Source organism: Actinoplanes sp. L3-i22 (assembly GCF_019704555.1).
GTDB lineage: Bacteria > Actinomycetota > Actinomycetes > Mycobacteriales > Micromonosporaceae > Actinoplanes.
The window spans coordinates 8,078,184-8,096,088 of the sequence record NZ_AP024745.1; the positions used below are offsets into that span (position 1 = coordinate 8,078,184).

Sequence of the window (17,905 nt, forward strand, 5' to 3'; positions counted from 1 at the left end):
CCGCTCAGCCCCGGCCCCGCCGGGCCCGCACGTAGTCGTCGATCACGTAGCGGCCCAGCTCGGCGGCGTCCGGGCTGAACACCCGGCCGCCGTTGCGCCGGGCCACCGCGTCCATGAACCGTTGCAGGCCCGGGTCCTCGCCGAGCATGAACACGTTCATCGTGGCGCCGTACCGGGTGAGCAGGTCGACCTCGCGCACGGTGGCCCGGACCGTCTCCGGCGTCGGCGGCCACCAGAACGTGGCCTCGCCGTCCTCCTCCAGGTGGGCGGTCGGCTCGCCGTCCGTGACGACCAGCACCACCGGCTCGGCGCCGGGATGCCGCCGCAGGTGCCGGCCGGCCAGTTTCAGGGCGTGCTGCAGGTTCGTGCCCTTCTCCATGGTCGGCTCGGTCCCGGCCAGCTCGCCCTGCGACAGGGTCATCGCATACTTCCCGAAGCCGATGATCTGCAGCGCGTCCTGCGGATACTTCGTGGCGACCAGGTGCGACAGGGCCAGCGCGGTCTGCTTCATCGGGCCCCAGCGGCCGTCGGCGAACATCGAGTAGGACAGGTCGACGCAGAGCGCGACCACCGCCGAGGACCGTCGTTCGGTCTCGGCGATCTCGAAGTCGTCCGGCTCCAGCCGCACCGGGAGGGTCGCGGTGCCACGTGAGGCGGCGCGGCGGCGGACCGCGTTGCCGATCGTGCGGACCACGTCCAGCGGCTGGTCGTCACCGAACTCCCAGCGCCGGGACGAGCCGATCAGGTCGCCGGCCGCGCCCGCGTCGCGTACGTCGTGCTCGCCGCGTTTGCCCTTGACGTCGTGGAAGATCTTCGACAGGGCGGTCTGGCCGAGCCGGCGCAGCGCCTTCGGCGACAGGGTGAGCCCGTCGCCGTCGCGCTCCACCCAGCCCTGCCGGCGCAGCTCCCGCTCCAGCTCACGCAGCCGGCGCAGGTCGTCGGCGGCGGACCGGCCGAGCTGGCGCTCGACCGCGTCGACGTCGACGTCGTCCAGGGTGGCGCCCGGATGCTCCTGGCCGAGCTGGTCGATCAGCTCGTCCAGGTCACCGATCTCGCCGAGCGCCTCGGCCGCGTCGCCGTAGCCGAGGTCCTCGCCCCCGCGCATCCGCTCGCCGCGGCCCCAGTTCATGCCGGGGCGCAGCGCCTGCAGATTGTCGGTCAGCTCGTTCAGCTGACCGCGCAGCGGGCCGTCGCCGAGCGCCTGGTCCATCAGGCTCTGCAGCTCCTCGCGCTGCTGCGGGCTCAGCGACCGCATCAGGCGTTCGGCCGCGGCGGCCTGGCGGGCCAGCGAGTCGATCAGCTCGTCGATGTTCTGCGGGTCGTCCGGGAAGAACCGCCCGTGCTTCTCCATGAACTCGCGGAACGCGTCGTCGGTGTCCTCGCCGCGGGCGTGTTTCTCCAGCAGCTGGTTGAGGTCGCCGATCATCGCCGAGACCTCGGCGAAGTCCCCGTTCTGCAGCGCGTTGCGCATCCCGGCGAAGCGCTGCTCGACGACCTCCTGCCGAAGGCCGTCGAGGATCTGCTGGTAGATGGCTCGCGCTTCCGGCGAGGCCCAGTTGTACTCGGACAACTCCGCAATGGCCTGCGAGGTGGACCGCGGCAGATTGTCCAGGACCGCCTCGTTGAACCGCGCGTCCATGTCGTCGCGGGCGCTCAACGTGTCCCGCTCGGCGGCCAGGGCCTGGTCGAGCTGCTGCCGGGCCCGGGTGACCGCCCCGTCCAGGTTGCCCCGGCGCAGGGCCTCCTTGCGGAGCCGGCGCGCCCGGTCCCGCAGATTCTCCAGCCCACGGCCGTCGCGCGGACCGCGGCGGATCAGGTCACGCAGGGCATCCCGGAGGCTGTCCCCCTGCATGACCCGCTCGCCCATCTCGTCCACGGCCGCGCGCACGTCGTAGGGCGGGGCGAGCGGATCGGGCCCGTCCTGCCACGCTCCATAGCGGAAGACGTTGCGAGGCATGTTCAGCTCCCGTAGAGGGTGCGGCCGTCGTCGGTCAGCTCCTTGGCCAGCCGTCTGGTCAGGTGCAGCCCCTCCAGGACGAACTCGATGCCGGACGCGGCCTGCCCGGGGCTCGGCGCGTCGCCGAGGCCGAGCCGGTCGAGGACCTTGGCCAGGCCCGGGACCGTGCCGATCTGGGCGAGCAGCTCGTCCGCGCTGACCAGGTCGCCGGTCTCGATGATCGCGCCCTCGGCGACCAGATCGGTGAAGCCGGACAGGTCCAGGCCGGCGAGCCGGGCCCGGAACGTCTCCGCGGTCGCGACCCGGAGCAGGTGACCGAGGATCTCGGTCTCCCGGCCCTCCTCCCCGCTCTCGAACTCGACCTTCCCGCGCAGCGTCGACGTGACTGAGACGGTGTCGCAGATCCGGGCCACCGCCTCCCGCTCGTTGCGCAGCCCGGACCGGCGCAGCGCGGACGCCGCCACGGTCTCGGCGGCGGCGATCGAGAACCGGGCCGAGACGCCCGAGCGGGAGTCCACCGACGACGACTCGCGGACCGCCCGCGTGTACCGCGCGAGCACGTCGATCAGGTGCTCCGGCACGGCCGCGACCAGCGCCGCCTCCTGCCGGACCAGGGCGGTCTCCAGCTCCAGGTCGACCGGGTAGTGGGTACGGATCTCCGCCCCGAACCGGTCCTTGAGCGGGGTGATGATCCGCCCGCGGTTGGTGTAGTCCTCCGGGTTCGCCGAGGCGACCAGGAGCACGTCCAGCGGCAGCCGCAGCTGGTAGCCACGGACCTGGATGTCGCGCTCCTCGAGCACGTTGAGCAGCGACACCTGGATCCGCTCGGCCAGGTCGGGCAGCTCGTTGACCGCGAAGATGCCCCGGTTGGTCCGCGGGACCAGGCCGAAGTGGATGGTCTCCGGGTCGCCCAGGGCCCGGCCCTCGGCCACCTTGATCGGGTCGACGTCGCCGATCAGGTCGCCGACGCTGGTGTCCGGGGTGGCGAGTTTCTCGCCGTACCGCTCGGAGCGGTGCAGCCAGGAGATCGGCAGCAGGTCGCCGGTCTCGCCGGCCAGCCGGCGGCTGCCCGGGGTGAGCGGGTGGTAGGGGTGTTCGTGCAGCTCGGAGCCGGTGATGAACGGCGTCCACTCGTCCAGCAGGCCGATCAGCGAGCGGATCAGGCGGGTCTTGCCCTGGCCGCGCTCACCGAGCAGGACCATGTCGTGGCCGGCGAGCAGCGCCCGCTCGACCTCGGGCAGCACGGTGTCGTCATAGCCGACGATCCCGGGGAAACGGGGCTCGCCGGTGCGTAACTTCTGGAGCAGGTTGTCGCGCAGCTCCTCCTTGACGGTGCGGAACTCGTGCCCGGTGGCACGCAGCTCGCCCAGGGTGCGCGGCAGGTCGGCGGGAGGTTCGAACGAGATCGCGGTAGGACCCTCAGTCACCGCTGGAACGCTACTCCGGAGATCGGACAACCGGCGACTGTGATCGGGAACGCGGCCAGGGCCGCGAGATTGGCTCTTACCCGCGGCGGCGGCCGCGCGGCACGCTTGGTCCCATGATTGAGCGGTACGCGGCATTCACCGATTCCCCGTCCGGCGGCAACCCGGCCGGGGTCGTCCTCGACGCCTCCGGCCTGACCGACGCGGACATGCTCCGGATCGCGGCTGACCTGGGCTATTCCGAGACCGCCTTCGTCACCGAGCGGGCCGGCGAGCGGTACCGGGTGCGCTATTTCAGCCCGCTGACCGAGATCCCGTTCTGCGGCCACGCGACCGTGGCGACGGCGGTCGCGCTCGGCCCGGGCGAGCACCGGTTCGTGACCAACGTCGGCGAGGTTCCGGTGATCGTCGACACCACCGGCGTCGCCACGCTGACCAGTGTCCCGCCGGCCGTCGCCGAGCTGCCGGCCGCCGATCTGGCCGCGCTGCTGACCACGCTGGGCTGGTCGGCCGAGGACCTCGACCCGGAGCTTCCGCCCCGGGTGGCCTACGCCGGGGCGTTCCACCCGGTGATCGCCGCCGGCAGCCGCAAGCGCCTGGCCGAGCTGGACTACGACGTGCCGGCCCTGAAGGCGCTGATGACCGACCGGGACTGGACCACGGTGCAGCTGGTGTTCCGGGCCGGTCCGGACAGCTTCGACGTGCGCAACCCGTTCCCGATCGGCGGCGTCTACGAGGACCCGGCGACCGGCGCGGCGGCCGCCGCCCTCGGCGGGTACCTGCGCGAGCTGGGCCTGGTCCCGGACGACGCGACCCTGGGTCTGCGGCAGGGCGACGACCTGGGCCGTCCGAGCCGGATCACGGTCCGCCTGGTCCCCGGCGAGCCCGGTGTCCGGGTCAGCGGGCGGGCGGTGCCGATCCCGGCGGAGTGATCTCCACGCCGGGAGGCGCGGCGCCGGCTGGGCTCAGGCGTTGAAGGCCATGCCGTCCTGGTAGCGGTTCCAGGTGCCCTTGCCCTGGTGCTTGGAGGCGTACATGGCCATGTCCGCGTCGTGGAGCAGGGTGCGCACGTCGTCCCGCTCCTCGGCGCAGGCGATGCCGATGCTGGCGTTCGCGTGCACCGCGATGTCGCCCACGTCGATCGGGTCCTTCATCGACCGCAGGATCCGCTGCGCGGTCAGCTCCGCGTCGCGGACCGTGCAGTGGCGCAGCAGCACCGCGAACTCGTCGCCGCCGAGCCGCGCCACCAGGTCGCCGGAGCGCACCGACTGGCGCAGCTTCTCGGCCACCCCGGCGAGCAGCAGGTCGCCGGCCTGGTGGCCGTGGGTGTCGTTGACCGCCTTGAAGCCGTCCAGGTCGACCAGCAGCAGCGCGACGCTGCCCGGCACGGTCTCGGCGTCCTCCAGCGCGCTGGTGGTCTCCTCGCGGAAGTGCGCGCGGTTCGCCAGGCCGGTCAGCTCGTCGTAGTGCGCCTGGTGCCGCAGCCGCTGCTCGTGCTCGCGCAGCTCGGACAGCGTGGTGTCGAGCTGGTCGATCAGGCGGGTGTTGTCGTGGAACGCGGCCAGCTGCCGGGCCACCACCAGCGCGATGATCGCGCCGAAGCCGGCCACCACGCCCCACAGCTGCGCGTTCACGCCCTTGCCGCTCGCCTCGTGCGGCAGCGCGTAGACCAGGGTCAGGAAGACCACCACGATCGAGCCGTACGGCAGCAGGCTGTACGGCTTGCGCCGCCGCGACCCGAACGGCGCCTCGTCGAACTGGGCGATGATCTCCTGGATCCGCGGGCCGAGCGCGATCAGCAGCGACGGCGTCAGCCGGACCACGTAGACGATCGCGGGCAGCGAGCCGTTCGCGCCGGGCGGGGCGACGAACAGGCCGACGCTGCTGGCGATCGCCGAGAAGATCATCGGGAACGCGGCCGCCTTGTTCATCGGCGCGTTCCCGGACAGCACCATCTTCACCGTCGCGAACGAGGAGGTGAGCGCGACCGCGCCGCCCGCCAGCGTGCCGATCAGGCTGGCGCCCTGGTCCATGTCGGCCGGGTTGATCAGGAAACACCAGGCCACCACGACGCCGCCGACCAGGACGGTGGCCGAGTCCAGCCAGAAGGCCAGCGACTCCCGCCGGGTGCGGTTCGGGTGCGGGTGGATCAGCATCGCCACGATGATCAGCGCGAGGCCGGAGGCGAAGCAGGCGGACTGGACCGTGCCGCCGGCCGTGGACCACTGGCCCTGCCGGGTGAACGCGAGCACCGCCTGCACGGTGTCGCCGAACAGGAACAGCGACGAGCCGATGCCCATCAGACGCCAGAACCGGCGGATCGGGTGCTTGGCGACCCGGAAGACCTGCCAGGACGAGTACATCAGCAGGAAGTCCAGCGGAGGCTGCGCCAGCCAGAAGATCCGGACCTGCGAGTTGGGGTTCCCGACGACGACCAGCAGCACGCCGGCCAGCACGAACGCCGCGATCGCGGCGAGCATGGCCCAGTCCCGGCGGATCGCGGCAGCGGTCTCACGCCCGTATGCCAGCCTCGTCACAAAAGGGTGATCGGCCGGTGACCCGCCGTCATGAAGGTTCCGGCGCGGGCACTGCGTAGGATGCGCCCTGATGAGCGCCACACTGATCGCCCGGGAACTCGCCGCTGGGCACGGCGACCGCAACCTCTTCACCGGGCTCGACCTGGTGGTCGCGCCGGGCGACGTGATCGGCCTGGTGGGGGCGAACGGGGCCGGGAAGACCACGCTCCTCCGTACCCTCTCCGGGTTGTTGGCCGCGGAGAGCGGGAGCGTCACGCTCAGCCCGCCCACCGCGAACGTCGGATATCTCCCGCAGGAGCGCGAACGGCGCGCCGGGGAGACCGTGCGGGACTTCCTCGCCCGCCGCACCGGCGTCGCCGCGGCCCAGATCGCGATGGACGCCGCCGCCGAGGACCTGGCCGTGGGCACGGCCGGCGCCGACGACCGGTACGCGGTGGCCCTGGAACGCTGGCTCGACCTGGGCGGCGCCGACCTGGACGAGCGGGCCGCGCCGCTGGAGACCGACTTCAAGCTCGACCTGGACCTGCCGATGACCGCGCTCTCCGGCGGCCAGGCGGCCCGGGCCGGGATGGCGTCGCTGCTGCTCAGCCGCTATGACATCTACCTGCTGGACGAGCCGACCAACGATCTCGACCTGGACGGGCTGGCCCGGCTGGAGACGTTCGTCGAGGGGTTGCGGGCCGGCGTCGTGGTGGTCAGTCACGATCGGGAGTTCCTCGTCCGTACCGTGACGAAGGTCCTTGAATTGGATCTTCATCAGAACCAGACCCATCTGTACGGCGGTGGCTACGGCTCCTACCTCGAGGAGCGGGAACGGGCGCGCTCGCATGCGCGGGAGCAGTTCGAGGAGTACTCCGACAAGAAGGAGGACCTGCTCGAACGCGCCCGCACGCAGCGCGCCTGGATGGACAAGGGCGTGCGCAACGCCCGCCGCAAGGCGCCCGACAACGACAAGATCGCCAAGAGCCAGCGCGGCGAGACCAGCGAGAAGCAGGCCGCCAAGGCCCGGCAGACCGAGAAGATGATCGAGCGGCTGGACGTGGTCGAGGAGCCCCGCAAGGAGTGGGAGCTCCGGATGGAGATCGCGGTCGCGCCGCGGGCCGGGGCGGTGGTGGCGACCCTGCGGGACGCGGTCGTGCGGCGCGGGTCGTTCACGCTCGGCCCGGTCACCGTGCAGATCGACTGGGGCGACCGGGTCGCGATCACCGGGGCGAACGGCGCCGGGAAGTCGACGCTGCTCGCCGCCCTGCTCGGCCGGCTCGACCTGGACTCCGGGACCCAGCACCTCGGCCCGGGGGTCGTGGTCGGCGAGGTCGATCAGGCGCGCGGGCTGTTCCTGGGGTCGTCGTCGCTGGTCCGCGCGTTCGGTGACGCCGTGCCGACCTGGGCGGACGCCGACGTGCGCACGCTGCTCGCCAAGTTCGGCCTGAAGTCCGGCCACGTGATGCGCCCCGCCGAGTCGCTCTCCCCCGGCGAGCGCACCCGGGCCGCGCTGGCCCTGCTGCAGGCCCGCGGGGTGAACCTGCTCGTCCTCGACGAGCCGACCAACCACCTCGACCTGCCGGCCATCGAGCAGCTGGAATCCGCGCTGGCCGGCTACACCGGGACGTTGCTGCTGGTCACCCACGACCGACGGATGCTCGCGGCGGTCCAGACGAACCGGCACCTCGAGGTCGGCGACGGCCGGGTCACCGGCTAGGTTGACGGAGTGAGCACGATCATCACCTTCTACACGGCCGCCGACGACGACGCGGCGGAGGAGCCCGGGCCCGGCCGCGACGCGGTGCGGTTCGAGGGCTTCGACGTCTTCGCGTCCCTCGAGGAGTGGGAGAGCCTGCTGCTCGACCGGTCGGGCGACGAGGTGGACGGGCCCGAGCAGGTCAACGACGAGGTGTCGCCGATCATCCTGGCCTTCCTGCCCCGGCTCGCCAAGGCCCTCGCCGCAGCGAACCCGGCCGCCCTCGGCGACCTCACCCGGCGGTGGGTGGCGGCCCGCGCGAAGGACGGGGAGACCCTGGACCCGGCGCTGGCCCGGCGGGTCCTCGACGCGGTGGCCGCGCTGGCGCGGTCGCGGCGCAAGCTCTACTGCCAGGTCGCCTGATCAGAGCACGCGTGCCAAGCCGCACGACGACGGTCAGCCGGCCGCGGGTTTGATCCTGGCCAGGAGCGCGGCCGCCTCGGCCGCCGGCAGCTCGGCGGTGACCTGGACCGACGGGATCATCAGCGGGTAGGCGCGGCCGACGTTCCAGCTCCGGGTGTATGGCGCCGGATCGACGACCGCCACGCGGACGCCGTCGAGGTGCGGGATGTCGGCGGGCCGGCCCTCGTTCCAGATCCAGGCGCCGTCCGCGTCGGCCAGGTTGAAGTTGCCGCTGATGCCGCCGGGCACGTCCATCCCACCGGTGGACGCGGCGGCGACCTCGGCCGGGCTGGGCGCGGAGCCGGGCAGCACCTCGGCGGGAAGTGCCGCCGCGAGCAGCGTGTGCAGCTGGAAGTTGTCGCCGATGCCGGCGATCGTGACCCGGAACGCGCGGCCCGAGGCGCGGGCCACGACCAGCAGCGTCTCGTCGTCGAGGACCTGGAGCAGGCCGTGCAGCCACTGCGCGGCGTCGAAGTACTCCGCGGCGGCGGCGACCGCGGCGGTCAGCTCGGCGCGTTGCGGCAGCGCGGCCCGCACGTCGTGGCGCTGGGACAGGAACAGCACCGGCTGCACCCAGTCGTTCGCGGTGAACCACGCCTCGCCGGCCAGCCGGTGCTCCGGCGGCAGGCTCGCCAGGACCGGGCCGATCGCGGCCTCGTCCTCCGGGTCGGGCAGCTGATCGTCGTCGCCGACGAGCTGCCGGAACTGCTCGGCCGCGGCCAGGACCTCGATCGCCCGGGTGGTGAGCACCGGCAGGATCGCCTCGATCTCGCCGCTCTCGCCGGCCATCCCGCCGGCCAGCTGGGCCAGCGAGCTGCCGATCCCGAACGGGATGCTCGCCAGCACCGGCGCGATCCGGGTCAGCGCCGCGCCGACCTGCTCGGGTGCCGACCTGGGCGTGGTCTTCGCCAGGCCCTGCAACGCTTCGTGGAACCGGTCGGCGTCCCGGGCGGCGTGCGCGGCCACCAGGACGTCGGCGTATTTGACGACATTCTTTCCGAACATCCGATCACGCTACTGGGGCGGTCAACCCCGGGCTGAGCGGGCTCTCGTTGCCGTTGCGGTCGACCGCGCTCAGGCAGTACGTGCCGTTCGCGACCGGGTACCGATCGGCGATCTCGGCGCCGGCGCGACCGGTGGCGACCAGGCCGGCCGGCCCGCCGGTGGTGCGGTAGAGCGCCCAGTTCGTGGTGGCCACGCCGCTCTGCGTGAAGATCAGCTTGCCGGTGGCGTCGCGGCGGACGGCGGTCAGCTGGGGCGTCGCCGGGGCGGCCGCGGTCAGCCGGGCCAGCCGGGGCTGCAGCGCCGGGGAGTTGTAGAACGCCTTGCGGTACCGGGTGACCGCGCCGAGCTTGTCGTCCCGCACCTGGGTGGCGCTGAAGTGGATCTCGCCCTGCGCGCCGAGCTGCCGGTTGAGGGTCATCTCCCGGCTCAGCATGGTGGGTTTGCTCCAGTCGTTCTTCTCGCCCACCCGGTAGTCCGCCATGCCGATGTAGAGCTGGACGTTCGTGCCCTTCGTCAGCGCCGTCCACCATTTCAGCATGGTGGTGTAATCGGCCTTGTCGAACCCGATCGTCCAGTACAACTGCGGCGCGATGTAGTCCAGCCAGCCGGACTGCACCCATTTCCGGGTGTCGGCGTAAATGGTGTCGTAGCTCTCCAGCCCGTTGGAGGCCGAGCCCTTCACATCGGTGGCCTTGTTGCGCCAGATGCCGAACGGACTGATCCCGAACCTGACCCACGGCTTGGTCTGCTGGAGCCGGTCGTGCATCTCCTGGACCAGGACGTTCACGTTCTCCCGGCGCCAGTCGGACTTGGACCTGCCGGCGCCGTACTTCTTGAACGAGGCGGCGTCCGGGAAGTCCTCGTTCGTGCCCTCCGGGTACGGGTAGAAGAAGTCGTCGAAGTGCACGCCGTCGACGTCGTACTTCTGCACCGCCTCGAGCATCGAGTCCTCGACGAACTTACGCGCCTCGGGAATTCCCGGGTCGAAGTAGAAACGGCCGGTCTTGCCCTTCGGATAGGCGACCCGCCATTCCGGGTGCAGACGCAGAGGATGATTCGGCGCGAGCTTGGCGGCGTCGGTGCCGACGCCGCTCGGGGCCGGCTGCGTTCCCCGGTACGGGTTGAACCACGCATGGAACTCCAGCCCCCGCGCGTGTGCCTCGGAGACCATGAACGCCATCGGGTCCCAGCCCGGCGACTTCCCGTCGAAGCGGCCGGTGAGCCAGTTCGACCAGGGCGCGTACGCGGACGGCCAGAACGCGTCCCCGCTGGGCCGCACGTGCACGAAGATCGCGTTGTGGTTCTGCGCGACGGCCAGGTCGAGCCACTTCTCGTACTCGGACTTGACCTTGTCCTCGCTGAGCCCCGGTTTGCTGGGGAAGTCCAGGTTGTAGACCGTGGTCAGCCACATGCCGCGCAGCTCCCGGGTGGCCCGGGCGGGCTGCCCGGCGCACTGCCCGGTGGTCCCGGCCACCGCGCCCGCGCCACCGTTGACCGGCGCGGCCGCGGAGGCCTGGTAGAACGCCGCCCGGACCAGCCCGGCGCCGATCGCCAGCGCGGCGATCAGGACGACCGACAGGAGCAGCCCGAGGCGGAGACGTTGAACCCCGGTCACAGCACCGACCGGTAGACGTCCAGCGTGTCCTCGGCGATCCGGGCCCAGCTGAAGTGCTCGACCGCGCGGCGCCGGCCGGCCTTGCCCATCTGCTCGGCCAGCTGCGGGTCGTTGAGGACCCGGGCGAGCGTGGCGGTCAGGTCGGCGACGAACTTCTCCGGCTGCAGCGGGGTGCCGGTGCCGTCCCCGGCCTGCTCGAGCGGGACCAGCAGACCGGTCTCGCCGTCCGCGACGACCTCGGGGATGCCGCCGGTGGCCGAGGCGACGACCGCGGTCTCGCAGGCCATCGCCTCCAGGTTGACGATGCCCATCGGCTCGTAGATCGACGGGCAGACGAAGACCGTGGCGTGCGTGAGGACCTGGATGACCTCGGCCTTGGGCAGCATCTCCTGCACCCAGATGACGCCCTGCGGGTCCCGGGACGCGCGCAGCTCGTCGGCCAGGGCGGTGACCTCGGCGGCGATCTCCGGGGTGTCCGGGGCCCCGGCCAGCAGGATGATCTGCGCGTCGGACGGCAGGTCCTTGCAGGCCCGCATCAGGTACGGCAGGCCCTTCTGCCGGGTGATCCGCCCGACGAAGACCACGCTCGGCCGGTTCCGGTCGATGCCCAGCCGGTCGACCACGTCGGTGCCGTGATCGGGGGCGTAGAGCGCGGTGTCGATGCCGTTGTAGACGACCTGGACCTTGTCCGGGTTGACCGTCGGGTACGCCTTCAGCACGTCCCGCCGCATCCCGGCGCTCACCGCGATGATCGCGTCGGCGTGCTCGATCGCGGTCCGCTCGCAGAACGAGGAGAGCGCGTAACCGCCGCCGAGCTGCTCGGCCTTCCACGGGCGGAGCGGCTCCAGGCTGTGCGTGGTCAGCACGTGCGGGATGCCGTGCAGGAGCTTCGCGGTGTGCCCGGCGAAGTTCGCGTACCAGGTGTGGCTGTGCACGATGCTCGACCCGGCGCAGCCGTCGGCCATCGCGAGGTTCACCCCCATGGTGCGCAGCGCGGCGTTGGCGCCGGCCAGCTCGGCGGGCTCCGGGTACGCCGTGACGCCCTCCTCGGTACGCGGCGCACCGAAGCAGTGCACCCGCACGTCGGCGAGCCGCCGCAGGTCCCTGGTCAGGTATTCCAGGTGCACGCCGGCACCGCCGTACACCTCCGGCGGGTATTCACGGGTCAGAAGGTCCACACGGAGAGCCACGCCCCGCAGGATAGCCCACCGCAACCCGGCGCGACCCGGTCCAGCACCCGGCCGGCAACCGCCGCCCGATTAGATGTCTGAGTGTTCAAGACTCCGCCCGGGTGGCAGTGTGCCCTGATCATCGGGGTGGTGGCGGTCACCGCCACCCATCTGCTCGCCGGTACGTCCGGTGGACCGCTCTTCGTCGCGATCCAGGCCGTCGCGCTCGCGTTCGTGGTCCGCGCCCGGTCCGGCACCGGCTGGCGGCTGGTCGCCGCGTCCCAGCTGGCCGGCCTGGCCTGGACCGCCTGGTGGACGCTCGGACCGTTCCACGCGACGACCACGCAGTCCGGGCTGAGCCTGGCCCCGCAGTACGCGCTGTTCGGGGCGGGCGCCCTGCTGCTCACCCGGCGCCGCCGGACGATCGGCCTGGCCGAGATCGGCGTCGAGGCCGGCGCGGTGGTGCTCGGCCTGGCCATGGTGGCCTGGTCGTTCGTGGTCCTGCCGTACCTGGGCACGGCGAACTACCTCCAGGTCAGCAACGCGATGGCCGGGCTCTTCGCGGTCCTGGACCTGACCATCCTGGCCGCCGCGATGCGCGGCCTCACCGGCCCCCGGCGGATGTCGGCGTGGCTGCTCAGCGCCGCGGGCGCGAGCCTGCTCGGCGGGCACCTGGTGTACGCGGCCACGGACAGCGGCGGCACCGGCCCGTTCCTGCCCGGCGGCCTGCCGTTCCTGATCTTCCAGCTCGCCGGGGTGCTGATCGTCGCCGCCGCGCTGCACCCGGCGGCGGCCGCCCCGGGTGTCGCCGTCCCGGCCCCCACCCAGGTCGACCGGCGGCCGCCGGCCCGGATGGTGGCGATCGCGGTCGCCGCCCCGCTGCTGCCGATCGCCACCCGCCACGACGAGCCGGCCATCTGGGTCCCGGCGGTGCTCACCTCGGCGCTGTGCGGCCTGCTGGTGCTGCGGATCTGGCTGCTGGCCCGGGTCTCCCGGCGGCACGCCCGGGAGGCCGAGCGGCGCTCCACCGCGCTGCGGGCCGCGATCGACGAGCAGGCCGCGCTGCAGCGGCGCCTGCAGTACCGGGCCGGGCACGACGCGCTGACCGGGCTGGCGAACCGGGACCTGCTGCTGGAACAGCTGGCCGGGCCGGGCGTCCGGGACCGGGCGCACTGCCTGATCCTGTGCTCGCTGGACGGGTTCAAGGAGGTCAACGACTCGTACGGGCATCCGGTCGGCGACGAGGTGCTGCGCCAGCTGGCCGGGCGCCTGCTGCTGTTCGCGCCGGAGGCGGTGCTGGTCGCCCGGCTCGGCGGGGACGAGTTCGGGCTGCTGCTGACCGACCCGGGGGTGGCGGCCGAGCTGGCCGCCCGGGTGCTGGACACGGTGGCCGGGGTGCCGGTGACCGTGGACGACCGGCGGATCCATCTCACCGCCAGTGCGGGGCTGGCCGACGCCGTACCCGGAAATCCGCCCTCGGCCGTGCTCGGTGACGCGGACCTGGCGCTGCGCAAGGCCAAGCGGGCGGGCGGAGCCCGGCTCGGGTATTTCGACGACTCCCTGCGGGCGGAGCAGCACGAGCGCGCGCACCTGGCCGCCGGGCTGCGGCAGGCGCTCGCCGACGAGTCGCTGTTCCTGCACTACCAGCCGGTGGTGGACCCGGCGAGCGGCCGGATGACCGGGGTCGAGGCGCTGATGCGCTGGCGGCGCGACGGCGAGCTGGTCCCGCCGGCGGTGTTCATCCCGGTCGCCGAGCAGACCGGCCTGATCGGCGCGATCGGCGACCGGGCGCTGCGGCTGGCGTGTGCCCGGGCCGCCGGATGGTTCCGGCGCGACGGCGTCTACGTGACCGTGAACGTCTCCACGTACCAGCTGCGCGACCCGTCGTTCGCGGCCACCGTGCTCGGCATCCTGGCCGAGACCGGGCTGGCGCCGGCCGGCCTGGTCCTGGAGATCACCGAGTCGGTGCTGATCGACGCCGCCGACACGCCGGTGCTCGGCCGGCTGCGCGAGCACGGGATCCGGATCGCGATCGACGATTTCGGAACCGGATATTCCTCGCTGGCGTACCTGCGGACCCTGCCGGTCGACATCCTGAAGATCGACCGGTCGTTCATCGGCGACGTCAGCATCACCCGGGCGATCCTGGAACTGGCACGCAGCCAGGACCTGGTCACGGTGGCCGAGGGGGTGGAGACGGCGACCCAGGCGGAGCAGTTGCGCGAGCTCCGGTGCGACCTCGTCCAGGGCTACTATTTCGGTCGTCCGGCCGCTCCCGAGGTGATCGAGACACTCATTCGAGAGAGCAGCGCCACGGCGGCTTAACCAAAGTTCGTAACACTTTGGGTGGCGGACGGCAGGCCGGGATATTAGCGTCCTTGCCATGGCTGTCAAGGTGCTTGCGATCGTTCTGGCCGGTGGAGAAGGCAAGCGCCTGATGCCCCTAACCGCGGACCGGGCCAAACCCGGGGTCCCGTTCGGGGGCATCTATCGCATGATCGATTTCGTTCTCTCCAACCTCGCCAACGCGGGGTACCTCAAGATCGTCGTGCTGACGCAGTACAAGTCGCACTCGCTCGACCGGCACATCTCCAAGACCTGGCGGATGTCGACGCTGCTCGGCAACTACGTCACCCCGGTGCCGGCCCAGCAGCGACTCGGGCCGCGCTGGTTCGCCGGTTCCGCCGACGCGATCTACCAGAGCCTCAACCTGATCAACGACGAGTCGCCGGACTACGTGATCGTCTTCGGCGCCGACCACATCTACCGCATGGACCCGAAGCAGATGGTCAACGACCACATCGCCTCGGGCGCCGCGGTCACGGTGGCCGGCATCCGGCAGCCGCTGTCGCTCGCCGACCAGTTCGGCGTGATCGACGTCGGTCAGGACGGGAAGCGGATCCAGGCCTTCCGGGAGAAGCCGCGCGACGCCCAGGGCCTGGCCGACTCGCCCGACGAGGTCTACGCGTCGATGGGCAACTACGTCTTCACCACCCGGGCCCTGTGCGAGGCGGTCAGCGCCGACGCGCTGAACCCGGACAGCAAGCACGACATGGGCGGCAACATCATCCCGATGCTGGTCGAGCGCGGCGAGGCGAACGTCTACGACTTCCGCGACAACGACGTGCCCGGCGCCACCGAGCGGGACCTCGGCTACTGGCGCGACGTGGGCACGCTCGACTCGTTCTACGAGGCCCACATGGACCTGATCGCCACCCTGCCGATCTTCAATCTCTACAACCACGAGTGGCCGATCTTCACCAACTACGGCTCCTGGCCGCCGGCCAAGTTCGTGCACGGCTACGACGACCGCCAGGGCCGGGCCATCGAGTCGATGATCTCCCCCGGGGTGGTCGTCTCCGGCGCCCTGGTCGAACGCTCGATCATCTCGCCGAACGTCCGGGTCAACTCGTGGGCGCACGTGGAGGGCTCGGTGCTGATGGAGGGCGTCTCGGTGGGCCGGCGCTCGGTCGTCCGCAACGCCATCATCGACAAGAACGTGTCGATCCCGGAGGGCGCCCAGATCGGTGTCGACCTCGATCGCGATCGCAAGCTCTACACCGTCAGCGACAACGGTGTCGTGGTCATCGGCAAAGGACAGAAGATCGAGCTCTGAGCGTACGGCGTGAGACCCGTCCCGTAGTTTGCTCCACGGCACGGGTCCTCAGTCCGTCCGGTTCGGTGCCGATACCGGTGGTGTGAGCGACGACGTCGCCTTGCGGCCGGTCCGGCCGGCCGTCCGCGCCATCGCCGCCTGGCTGCTGGCCGGTCTCAGCCTGCCCGCCGCCGCGCTGGTGGGGACCCTGCGCGGGGCGCCCGCCAGTACCGCCTACCTGATCGTCACCCTGATCTGCGTGCTCGCCGGCGCCGCCGGGGTCCGGCACAACCTGGCCGCCGGGCAGCGGCGCCCCTGGGTGTTCATGCTGGCCGCGCAGGGCCTGTCGGTGGCCGGCCAGCTGATCCGGGTGGTGCCCGGCGGCCCGGCGCCGGTCGCGAACGCGCTGCTGCTGCCCAGCTATCTGCTGCTCACCGCGGGCGTCCTCGACCTGCTCCGGCGCAGCCGGGCCGCCGAGGACGAGCCGGCCCGGGTCGACGCGGTGCTCCTCGGCCTCGGCTCGACCCTGGTGGTGTGGTCGCTGTGGGTCGAGGACTGGCTCGCCGGCCCGGACCCTCGATGGCCGGACCTGGTCGCCGCCGTGCTGCCGCTGGCCGCCGCGCTCCTGGTCATCATCGTGCTGCCGATGCTGCTGCTGGGCCGGGTACGCGCCCCGGCGATGTGGTTCTTCGCCGCCGGGGGCGCGGCGCTGCTGGCCGGCGACGTCCTGATCGCGGTCCGCGGATGGGTCCCGGACGGGCCCGGCGTGATCGGGCTGAACGTGATCGGGGCGGCGATGCTGATCGCGTACGCCACGAACTCGGCCTGCATGCTGCACCCGACCGTGGTCGCGCTCACCGAGCGGGTCCAGTCCCGCTCCTGGGACCTGCGGACCTCCCGTACCGCGGCGATCACGGCCGCGCTGTGCGCCCCGACCGTCCTGGCCGTCGTCGCGCCGCCGGACACCACGACGTTCGCGCTGGTCCGGGCCGCGCTCTCGCTGGCCCTGATCGCCACCGCGGTGGCGCGCATCGTCCGGGCCAACAACTCCCGGGCCCGGGCCGAGACCCAGGCCCTCTGGCAGGCCGGGCACGACGCGCTGACCGGGCTGCCGAACCGGGAGTCGCTGACCACGACGCTGGCCGGGTGGGACGCCCGCGAGGTCAGCGTGCTCTTCCTGGACCTGGACCGGTTCCAGCTGATCAACGACCACTGGGGGCACGAGGTCGGGGACGAGCTGCTGCAAGCCGTGGCCGGGCGGATCCGCGGGGAGGTACGGGCCGAGGACCTGCTCTGCCGGGTGGGCGGGGACGAGTTCCTGGTCGCGCTGACCGAGCCGGCCGAGCCGATGGCCGCGCGCCTGCTCGCGGCCCTGGCGGCGCCGGTCCCGCTGTCGGTCGGGTCGGTGGACGTGACGGCCTCGATCGGGATCGCCCGCTCCGCGGCCGTTCGTCCCTCCCAGGACCAACGCTCCCAGGACCAGCGCTCCCAGGAGCGGGGGCTTCTCGGGCGGGCTGATGCGGTGGAGCTGATCCGCGACGCCGACACCGCGATGTACCGGGCCAAGAGCTCCGGCCGCAACCGCTACACGATCTTCGACCTCGCCCTCCGCGACCGGATCCGCACCCGGATCATCGTCGAGCGCGCGCTGCGCGGTGCCCTGGCGAACGGCGAGCTCGACGTCCACTACCAGCCCATCGTCGACCTGCGGACCGACCGCGTGGACGGCTTCGAGGCGCTGATGCGGTGGACCCACCCCGAGCTGGGCGCGGTCTCGCCGGTCGAGTTCATCCCGATCGCCGAGGACACCGGCCTGATCGTCGAGTCCGGCGCCTGGCTGCTGGCCGAGGCATCCACCCGGATGCGCGACTGGCGGGCCGGCGACGACGGCCCCCGGCACGTGTCGGTCAACCTGTCCGTCCGGCAGCTGCGCGAACCCGGCCTGGCCGACCGGGTCGCGGACATCCTGACCCGGACCGGCCTGCCCCCGGACGGCCTCTGGCTGGAGGTCACCGAGTCCGGCCTGATGGAGGACCTGGACAGCTGCCTCGCGGCGTTGCACCAGCTCCGGGACCTGGGGATCACGCTGTGCATCGACGATTTCGGCACCGGGTACTCGTCGCTCAGCTACCTGCAGCGCCTCCCGGTCGCCATCGTCAAGATCGACAGGGCCTTCATCGCGGGCGTGGGCGACGGCGGCGCCGACGAGTCGATCGTCCGGGCGGTGCTCGCCATGTCCCAGGCCCTGGGTCACCGGGTGGTGGCGGAGGGGGTCGAGACCGCGGCCCAGCGGGACTGGCTGCGCGCCAACGGCTGCGACTTCGCCCAGGGCTGGCTCTACGGCCGCCCCCAGCCCGCCGACGCCATCCGCCTGACCACCGCCGCTGCCACCGCTGCCGCCTCGGCCGCCGAAATATCCTGAAAAATCCGGCATCGCTGCCGCGAACGAGGGCCGCTCGGACG

Annotated in this window: 12 protein-coding genes; 6 read left to right on the forward strand and 6 right to left on the reverse strand. The window is 72.2% G+C overall.

All coding sequences use genetic code 11. The annotated features are described in order from the left end of the window. Positions 1-4 precede the first annotated feature (4 nt). Positions 5-1,957 (reverse strand): VWA domain-containing protein, encoded by a 1,953-nt coding sequence (locus tag L3i22_RS36335; protein ID WP_221321997.1) that lies wholly within the window; start codon positions 1,955-1,957, stop codon positions 5-7. A 2-nt stretch (positions 1,958-1,959) separates the two neighbouring features. Then, entirely contained in the window at positions 1,960-3,384 is a 1,425-nt protein-coding gene (locus L3i22_RS36340; RefSeq protein ID WP_221321998.1) for a sigma 54-interacting transcriptional regulator, read from the reverse strand. 113 nt (positions 3,385-3,497) lie between these two features. Here L3i22_RS36340 and L3i22_RS36345 point away from each other — a divergent pair, with 113 nt between their 5' ends. Beyond that, positions 3,498-4,313, forward strand: coding sequence for a PhzF family phenazine biosynthesis protein (locus L3i22_RS36345; protein WP_221321999.1), 816 nt, complete (start codon positions 3,498-3,500; stop codon positions 4,311-4,313). Between the two features lie 33 nt (positions 4,314-4,346). Here the strand turns inward: L3i22_RS36345 and L3i22_RS36350 are convergent, their stop codons facing one another. Beyond that, positions 4,347-5,918, reverse strand: coding sequence for a GGDEF domain-containing protein (locus tag L3i22_RS36350; RefSeq protein WP_255657431.1), 1,572 nt, complete (start codon positions 5,916-5,918; stop codon positions 4,347-4,349). Between the two features lie 70 nt (positions 5,919-5,988). Between L3i22_RS36350 and L3i22_RS36355 the strand changes: the two genes are divergently transcribed. Then, entirely contained in the window at positions 5,989-7,617 is a 1,629-nt protein-coding gene (locus L3i22_RS36355; protein WP_221322000.1) for an ABC-F family ATP-binding cassette domain-containing protein, read from the forward strand. Positions 7,618-7,626: 9 nt separating this feature from the next. Continuing rightward, positions 7,627-8,019 carry a hypothetical protein gene (locus tag L3i22_RS36360; protein WP_221322001.1) on the forward strand — a complete coding sequence of 131 codons (393 nt, stop codon included), beginning with the start codon at positions 7,627-7,629 and terminating at the stop codon, positions 8,017-8,019. 33 nt (positions 8,020-8,052) lie between these two features. Here L3i22_RS36360 and L3i22_RS36365 read toward each other — a convergent pair whose 3' ends face one another. From L3i22_RS36365 to glgA, 3 genes are read right to left on the reverse strand one after another with little or no spacing between them, the layout of a single operon-like run. After that, on the reverse strand, positions 8,053-9,063 hold the full coding sequence (locus L3i22_RS36365; RefSeq protein WP_221322002.1) for a hypothetical protein: 1,011 nt from the start codon (positions 9,061-9,063) through the stop codon (positions 8,053-8,055). 4 nt (positions 9,064-9,067) lie between these two features. Further along, the gene (locus L3i22_RS36370; protein ID WP_221322003.1) at positions 9,068-10,678 is read right to left on the reverse strand and encodes a glycoside hydrolase family 10 protein; all 1,611 of its coding nucleotides are present in this window, start codon (positions 10,676-10,678) and stop codon (positions 9,068-9,070) included. Then, complete coding sequence (gene glgA / locus L3i22_RS36375) at positions 10,675-11,868, reverse strand: glycogen synthase (protein WP_221322004.1); 1,194 nt, start codon at positions 11,866-11,868, stop codon at positions 10,675-10,677. The genes L3i22_RS36370 and glgA overlap by 4 nt, the downstream gene beginning before the upstream one ends. Before the next feature lie 81 nt (positions 11,869-11,949). Between glgA and L3i22_RS36380 the strand changes: the two genes are divergently transcribed. The 3 genes from L3i22_RS36380 to L3i22_RS36390 all read left to right on the forward strand — a co-directional run bounded on the left by L3i22_RS36380 (position 11,950) and on the right by L3i22_RS36390 (position 17,864). Next, positions 11,950-14,172, forward strand: a complete 2,223-nt coding sequence (locus L3i22_RS36380; protein WP_221322005.1) for a bifunctional diguanylate cyclase/phosphodiesterase — start codon at positions 11,950-11,952, stop codon at positions 14,170-14,172. Positions 14,173-14,230: 58 nt separating this feature from the next. Then, a complete protein-coding gene (glgC, locus tag L3i22_RS36385; RefSeq protein ID WP_221322006.1) occupies positions 14,231-15,463 on the forward strand; it encodes a glucose-1-phosphate adenylyltransferase in 1,233 nt (410 codons plus the stop codon). A gap of 82 nt (positions 15,464-15,545) precedes the next feature. After that, on the forward strand, positions 15,546-17,864 hold the full coding sequence (locus L3i22_RS36390) for a bifunctional diguanylate cyclase/phosphodiesterase (RefSeq protein WP_255657432.1): 2,319 nt from the start codon (positions 15,546-15,548) through the stop codon (positions 17,862-17,864). The last annotated feature ends 41 nt before the right edge of the window (positions 17,865-17,905 follow it).

What these genes read in the sequence shown, in the direction of transcription:
- L3i22_RS36355 (WP_221322000.1), top strand. Translation starts at nt 5,989, where the DNA reads ATGAGCGCCACACTGATCGCCCGGGAACTCGCCGCTGGGCACGGCGAC.
- glgC (WP_221322006.1), top strand. Translation starts at nt 14,231, where the DNA reads ATGGCTGTCAAGGTGCTTGCGATCGTTCTGGCCGGTGGAGAAGGCAAG.
- L3i22_RS36335 (WP_221321997.1), bottom strand. Translation starts at nt 1,957, where the DNA reads ATGCCTCGCAACGTCTTCCGCTATGGAGCGTGGCAGGACGGGCCCGAT.
- L3i22_RS36345 (WP_221321999.1), top strand. Translation starts at nt 3,498, where the DNA reads ATGATTGAGCGGTACGCGGCATTCACCGATTCCCCGTCCGGCGGCAAC.
- L3i22_RS36365 (WP_221322002.1), bottom strand. Translation starts at nt 9,063, where the DNA reads ATGTTCGGAAAGAATGTCGTCAAATACGCCGACGTCCTGGTGGCCGCG.